Raw genomic sequence first — 7,080 nt, forward strand, 5'->3', positions numbered from 1 at the left:
TTTGCCGAGGCACTGCTGAAGGTCCGGGAGGCTGGATTTGACCGGCTATTGGTGACGGACCAGCGCCAAATCGAGGAGCGCGGCGGAAGAGTGGTGGACCGGATCAGGCGCCTGCTCGATCTGCCGCCCACGCGCACCAGCAACCAGGCTCTGCGCCCGCCGCCCAGACGCGCGAAGGACACCAGCGAGGTGCCCGCATGGATCAAGGACCGGCTCCTTTCTGAGAAGCGGCGAATGATCCCGATCATCTTGCGCTGGAAGCTGGAGGGCAGGACCTTCCTGTCATCGGACTTCGGCATTCTTTCGGCGGCAAGTGTCCTGATCCGGAAGCCGCGTCCATAGCAGGCCGACGCCGGTATTCCGGAGCCGCGTCGAGGGAAGCCGACTGATTATTGTTTCAACGCACCAATCGGCGGATTCGACTTATGAGCGAGCGGAAGCGTGACCTGGGGAAGGTAACGTTCCGCAACAGCGCGACGTTCAGACTTTCCTCGCCCGGTGGCTCAGCGAAAGCCACCAGGTTCCCCCATGCATCCGCCGGGACCTCGACCGGCCAGCGCATGAAGCGACGCCACTGATGGCGGACGCCATAGCGTTCGATCGGATGCCACTCGCTCACGAACACGCAATAGCCACGATCCGCAAGAAACGTGGCAAGGTCCCAGGTCGAATAACCGTTCGGAACCGTCTTGCTATCCTCGAACTCCGCGACGATCGCACGCGGGCGCAAGGAGTCGAAATCGAGGCCCGACAGGACAGACATTTCATGTCCTTCGACATCGATCTTGAGAAAATCGATCGCAGTCAGTTCGTGTTCCCGTGCCACGTGGTTCAAGGTCGTGGTCGAGACGCGGGCCGTCTCGCTATGCGTTTCATGAAAGGCCGACAGCCCGCTGATCCCGGTACTGACCGGGGAGGAAAAGAACGCGACGTCCTCGAGAACCCGATCGCTCACGGCGAGCGGCGAAAGCCAGACCCCGGCATATCCCTGCGGGGACGCCGCCATTCTCTCCTCCAGCCGTGCGCGGTTCGCGGCATCGGGCTCGAACGCCAGCACCTTCCAGCCGGCCCGGGCGAACGGGGCGAGGGAACTGCCGAAATGGGCGCCGACATCGATCATCAGGCCGGGTTTGCGCGCGGCATCGAGCACATCGAACACGAGCGCGCATTCGTCCAGCCCTGCCTGGCCCTTGCGCGGAATTTCCGGTCCGTCGAGCCGTGGTGCCGGGCGCCCGATCATGCAGATCGAAGCTGGGCGGAAGTACAAATCGGGAACGACCCCGCGTCAGTCGCCGATAGCGCCACAATCTCGCGCAGGGCATTGCGGCCAATAGGTCTGTCCCCCTTCATCGGATCAACATGCACGAAAGCAGGCAATTCTCAAGCCGATTGAGCACGCAGAACTACGCCGACGATCAGAGCCCGGTGCCGACCGAAGAAGAGACGTTCGCCGCGTCGGACGTATACGCTGCAGCATCCAGCATTCTCGTTCACCGCTCCTGGGTCGAGGCGAGGTCGCGCCCGTCCCACCATAGCAGCAGCCCGGCACCGACCACCACCAGCGCGCCGATCGCGGTCGCCAGGTCGGGAACATCGCCGAATGCCGCCCAACCGAGCAGCGGGACGGTGATCAGCTGGACATAGGTGGTCGGCGCGATCGACGACGCACCGGCCCTGGTCGTGCCGAGATAGATCAGCCAATGGCCGGTCGTTCCCGTCACCGCCACCAGCGCGCAACGGGCGACCACAGTCCAGTCGGGCACTCCCAGCCTGAGCAAGGCGACCCCGCTCCAGCCGCCGACCAGCGCCGCAATCAGCAGCAGCACGGCCGCCCCCGCCGCGAGGAAGAACTGCATCGACAGCGCCGACCCCTGCCCCGCCGCCGCCCGGTTGGTGATCACCAGCAGCGCCATGCCCAGCGCGGTCAAGAGCGGGAGCAACGCCGCCCAGCCAAGCTCGAGAACATTCGGCCGCAGGACGATGACCACGCCGGCAAGCGCGATCGCGATCGCCCACCAGGTCGCCGGGCGAACCTTTTCCCCGAGCAAGGGCCCGCTCAGCAATGCGGCAAAGGCCGGAGCGGCAAAGGCGATGGCAATCGCCACCGCCAGCGGCATCAGGAAGACCGCGGTGAAGAAACCGATAGTGGCCAGCGCGAGGCTTGCCCCGCGCGCCAGCTGCAGCCACGGGCTGGCCGGGCGGAACGCGCGTTTTCCTTCGCTGAACCAGAGGAACAGGCCGAGCGCCAGCGCGCCCATCCAGAAGCGCAGCGCCGCCACCGCGATCGGCGACCATTGCCCGGTCATCGACTTGGTGATCGCATCGCCGACCGAGAACAGCGCAAACCCCGCCAGCGCCATCAGCATGCCGGTGCGGTGGGGGTTGCTCATGGCGTTGGCGCCTGATTGCGCGCGCGCCTTCTCGTGTCCCACCACAAATAGAGCCCCGATCCGATAATGATCGCGGCGCCAAGGAGCGATACCAGGTCCGGATAATCGTCGAAGAACAGCGCCCCGAACAGCACCGCCATCAGCAACTGGCCGTAGGTCATCGGCGCGACCGTCCCCGCCCCGGCCTTGGCCGTGCCCATATAGATGAACCACTGGGCGAAGCTGGCGGTGATCCCGATCAGGGCGCAGCGCGCAACGACGCTCCAGTGCGGCCAGTGCATGGCGAAGGCCTCGGCCCCGCTGAAATGGCCGGCGATCACGGCGAAGAACAGGAAGATCATCGCCGTGACCGACATGTAATATTGCATGGCAAGGATGCTCGCGCGGCCATGCACGGCGCGATTGGCGATGATCGTAACCGCCATGCCGGTCGCGCCGACGAGCGGCAGCAGCGCGCCGAAGCCGAATTGCTCGAAGCTTGGCCGCAGCACGATCACCACCCCGACAAACGCGATCAGCGTGGTGATCCAGGTGCTTGCGCGCGCCTTTTCGCGCAGGAAGATCATCCCCAGCACCGCGGTGATCATCGGTTGGGTAAAGGCGATCGTGGTCGCTTCGGCGAGCGGCATGATCCACACCGCCATGAACATCCCGATCGCCGAACAGCTGATCGCGACGCCGCGCAGCCATTGGAGCCGTTCTTTCGGGAGGGCGAGCGATCTGACCCCTTCGAACCGTATCAGCAACGCCGCCAGCAGGAACGTGCCCACGACATAGCGCGTCAGCACCATCGCCGGGGCCGGCCAAGCCCCCGGCATGCCCTTGATGATCGCATCGCCGATCGAGAGGGTGCAGAAGCCTGCCAGCACCCACAGCAGGCCTGCGCGTTCGTCGTGTTGCAAGCGGAACCTCCCGATCTCCGCCCCTGCCTTAGGCGCGCATGATCGAAATCGCCAGTACCGCGGCCGAGGCCGATCCTGATAGTTTACGCTTCCTTAACGCCTTTGGGGCGAGATGGGCCGCGACAGGGGCGAAAACCGGGGGCAAATTGCGCGATGACCAAGCTGATCATCCAGATTCCATGCTTCAATGAAGCGGAAAACCTGCCCGCGACATTGGCCGAATTGCCGCGCCAGATCCCCGGAATCGACACGATCGAGATCCTCGTGGTCGACGATGGCAGCAGCGACGGCACCGCCGTTGCCGCCCGCAAATGGGGCGTCCACCACATCGTCACCCACCGGTCCAATCGCGGCCTCGCGGCAGCCTTCCAGTCGGGCAAGGACGCTGCCCTGCGGGCCGGGGCCGACATCATCGTCAACACCGATGCCGACGGCCAATATGTCGGCGAGGATATCGCCAGCCTGGTCGCGCCGATCGTCGATGGCCGCGCGGATATCGTGATCGGCGACCGCGGCGTGCGCAACAACGCGCATTTCGGGCCGGTGAAGCGCCTGCTCCAACGCTTCGGCAGCTCGGTCGTGCGCAGGCTCTCGCGCACCGGGGTGACCGACGCCGTCAGCGGGTTCCGCGCAATGAGCCGCGAGGCGGCGCAGTCGATCACGATCACCACCGAATTCTCCTATACCACCGACATGCTGATCCAGTCCGGGCGCAAGCGGCTCAAGGTCGAAAGCGTCGCGATCAGGACCAACCCGGCGGCCCGCCCATCGCGGCTGTTCCGCTCGATCCCGCAATTCATCGTCAACACCGGGATCACGATCGCCCGCGCCTATACTACCTACAATCCCCTGCGGGTGTTCGTGGTGGCGGGCGGCTTCTGCGCGGCGCTGGGCGCGCTCCCGATTATCCGCTTCGCGATCCTCTATGCGCTGGGCATGGCAGGCGGCCACATCCAGTCGCTGGTGATCGGCGGCGCCTTGCTGGTGCTGGGCGTAGTCACAATACTGCTCGGAATTCTCGCCGACCTGATCGGGGCGAACCGCAAGCTCGCCGAAGCCGGGCTCAAGCGGATGCACTATATGGAGGACCGGCTTGACCGGATCGAGGCGCTGCTGACCAAAGGACAAGCCAGGAAGCCTGCCGGACAAGCGGACAGCCCCCGCTCCGCCGCTTGACTTGAGCACCGCCTCCGGTGTTCACGGCCTGATACATGACCGCGTAGGACAAGCGAGGCGCGTGCAATTGAGCGAAGCCGAGATCCTGTTTGTAACCCGGAAATGGGCCCCGGCGATGGGCGGGATGGAGACCTATTCGCTGCGCCTGACCGAAGCGATCGCCAGGCAGCGCGGGATTGAAATCGTGGCGCTCGAGGGACGTGCGAACGGCATGCCGCCTTCGCCGCCGGCGCTGTTCGGCTTCCCGTTCACGATCCTGCGCCGCTGGCTGGCGCGCAAGCAGGCGGCGCGCGTGCTCCATATCGGCGACATGGCGCTGTGGCCGGTCGGGCTGCTGGCCGGGGCCGGAACGAAAGTGGTGCTCTCAGCCCATGGGACCGACGTTTCCTATCACCGGCGCGGCGGGCTGAAAGGCCGTCTTTACGGAACCTACCTCAAGCTCGGAGCGAAGTTGCTGAAGCGCGCGACCGTGATTGCGAATTCGCAGGCGACGCGCGCGGTCGCCGCCGAGACCGGCTGGAAAGATGCCCGAGTCGTCCCCCTGGCTACGGACATTGCAGGCGCAGAGGTGGATGGCACGCATAACGGGCGCCTGCTGTTTGCCGGGCGCCTGGTCGAGCGCAAGGGTTGCGGCTGGTTCATCCGCGAGGTGCTGCCGCTGTTGCCCGCCGCCATCGAACTCGATGTCGCAGGCACGGTCTGGACCGATGCCGAGCGAACGCTGCTGGCGGACCCGCGCGTGCGCCATCTCGGACCGCTCGCCGGAGCCGAGCTCGCCGAAGCCTATCGCCGCGCGCTGTGCGTTATCGTTCCCAATATCCCGGTGGCCTCGGGCGAATATGAAGGCTTCGGCCTGGTCGCTCCGGAGGCCGCGGCGGCGGGCGGGATCGTGCTCGCTGCGCGCTGCGACGGGCTGGTCGACGCGGTGATCGACGGCGAGACGGGCATCCTCGTCGAGCCGGGCGACCCTGCCGCATGGCGCGATGCGATCGTCGAAATCGCGCAATGGGACGGTTCGACTAGACTGGATTTCGCGAAGACCGCGATCGCCACAGCGTCCCGCAAATACAGTTGGGAGCGCGTGGCAAGCGATGTGCTGGCAATCTACGACGAAGCAGCGTCTTCCCCGCGCCAGGCCTGATCGCGCAGCCTGATATTGCGCAGCCCCCGCTCCTCGAATCTCGGGCCCAGGAACTGGTAGAAGAACCAGTCCATCGAACGTTCGGGCAGGGCCTTGTACAGCACTCGCTCGGTCAGGTTCCAGCTGCACTCGCTGCGATCCTGCCGCCTGTCCGATGGGAAACAGACATGGTCGCGGGCATAGACCAGCGGCCCCAGCTTCACCACGCGATGCACGATTTCGTGGTCTTCGAGCACATACGGCCAGCGCTGCGGGTCGAACCCGCCGGCGCGTTCCAGCAGCTCGCGGCGGAAAGCCTGGCCGAACCCTCCGGTCAGGCAATGGCGCGGGAACAGCCTCGCCTGCAGCCAGCGTGACGATGACGCCAGGGTCTCGCCATGGGCCTGCCCGAATGCCAGCACCATGCTGGCGGCGGGATTGCGCTCGAACAAGCCGAGCACCCGCGCGACATAATGCGGCGGGTAGATCGTGTCGGCATCCAATGTGCCGACGAATTCGGTCTGCGCCACCCGCATTCCTGCCCTCAATGCATTGAGCTTGCCCGGCTCCGGCTCGGCGATGAAGCGGATATCGATATCCGGCATGTCGGCCGCAATGGCTCGCGCAACGCCGGTCCCGTTGTCGCTCGATGCGTTGTCAACCAGGACCAGGGCAAAGCGCCGGTCCTCCTGCCGGGCGAGGCTCGCGAGCGTCGCTCCGATGAAATCGGCCTCGTTATAATAGGGCAGGACGAAGGTGATCATGATCCAAGATGGCGCAGCCGCTTGTAGGGCAGGTATGCCTTCCAGAACAGTGCCTGGAGGAGCAGCCGCGACGCCGATTGCGCATGCCGCGTCTGGATCTTGCGGTTCTCGTCGAGCCGCACTCTCAGGCTGCCCCAATCGAGTTTCGCGCTGATTCCCGTTGCGGGCATCAGCGAAAGCACTTCGGGAACGACCTTGCAGGAAGCACCCGAACGCTTCGCCCGCAGGAGGAAATCGTAATCCATCCCGATTGTGAGCGATGAATCGTAATCCCCGATTTCCGCGAACAAGGCGCGGCGAATGAATGCTCCCTGATGGGGAATCGCCGCAAACCACTCGAGCTTTTCGCCGAACCCATGGGAGCGATAACGATGGGTGCTTCCCGATCGATCGACCTCGACGTCGAAACTGACGACATCCGCGCCATCGAGGTGCGCTGCGGCCCGGGAAATGCTGTCCGGTGCCGCGAAGCGGTCCTCGGCCTGCAGGACGAGCACATAATCGCCCCGCGCCAACGCGGTCCCCTTGTTCAGCGCATCGGCAATGCCGGCATCGGGTTCGCTCACCCAGCGCACGCTGTCGCCCAGGCTCTCGAGGTATTCGCGCGTTCCGTCGCTCGAACCGCCATCGATGACGATGTGTTCGACACGGTCGAAATCCTGCTCGGCAACGCTGCCGACGGTCGTGCGCAACCCGCCGAGCGCGTTGAAGCTCGCGGTGACGATGCT

Annotated in this window: 8 protein-coding genes; 3 read left to right on the forward strand and 5 right to left on the reverse strand. The window is 65.3% G+C overall.

Annotation, left to right across the window (positions count from 1 at the left end; genetic code table 11):
* Positions 1-342: hypothetical protein (locus AC16XC_RS13235; RefSeq protein ID WP_484035134.1), on the forward strand; the 342-nt coding region annotated here is incomplete at its 5' end.
* Between the two features lie 55 nt (positions 343-397).
* Here the strand turns inward: AC16XC_RS13235 and AC16XC_RS13240 are convergent.
* The 3 genes from AC16XC_RS13240 to AC16XC_RS13250 all read right to left on the reverse strand — a co-directional run bounded on the left by AC16XC_RS13240 (position 398) and on the right by AC16XC_RS13250 (position 3,292).
* A complete protein-coding gene (locus AC16XC_RS13240; protein WP_484035135.1) occupies positions 398-1,240 on the reverse strand; it encodes an FkbM family methyltransferase in 843 nt (280 codons plus the stop codon).
* 250 nt (positions 1,241-1,490) lie between these two features.
* Complete coding sequence (locus AC16XC_RS13245) at positions 1,491-2,390, reverse strand: DMT family transporter (RefSeq protein WP_484035136.1); 900 nt, start codon at positions 2,388-2,390, stop codon at positions 1,491-1,493.
* Positions 2,387-3,292, reverse strand: a complete 906-nt coding sequence (locus AC16XC_RS13250) for a DMT family transporter (RefSeq protein ID WP_484035137.1) — start codon at positions 3,290-3,292, stop codon at positions 2,387-2,389. Before AC16XC_RS13250 ends, AC16XC_RS13245 begins: the two co-directional genes overlap by 4 nt.
* Positions 3,293-3,445: 153 nt before the next feature.
* On the opposite strand from AC16XC_RS13250, the gene AC16XC_RS13255 reads away from it, so the two are divergent.
* Both AC16XC_RS13255 and AC16XC_RS13260 read left to right on the forward strand, forming a co-directional pair.
* Positions 3,446-4,468, forward strand: coding sequence for a glycosyltransferase family 2 protein (locus AC16XC_RS13255; protein ID WP_484035138.1), 1,023 nt, complete (start codon positions 3,446-3,448; stop codon positions 4,466-4,468).
* 67 nt (positions 4,469-4,535) lie between these two features.
* Entirely contained in the window at positions 4,536-5,609 is a 1,074-nt protein-coding gene (locus AC16XC_RS13260) for a glycosyltransferase family 4 protein (protein ID WP_484035139.1), read from the forward strand.
* Here the strand turns inward: AC16XC_RS13260 and AC16XC_RS13265 are convergent.
* Positions 5,573-6,352, reverse strand: coding sequence for a glycosyltransferase family 2 protein (locus tag AC16XC_RS13265; protein WP_484035140.1), 780 nt, complete (start codon positions 6,350-6,352; stop codon positions 5,573-5,575). The genes AC16XC_RS13260 and AC16XC_RS13265 overlap by 37 nt on opposite strands.
* Positions 6,349-7,080: glycosyltransferase family 2 protein (locus tag AC16XC_RS13270; RefSeq protein ID WP_484035141.1), on the reverse strand; the 732-nt coding region annotated here is incomplete at its 5' end. The genes AC16XC_RS13265 and AC16XC_RS13270, both read right to left, overlap by 4 nt.

This window comes from Candidatus Andeanibacterium sp., assembly GCF_057143545.1.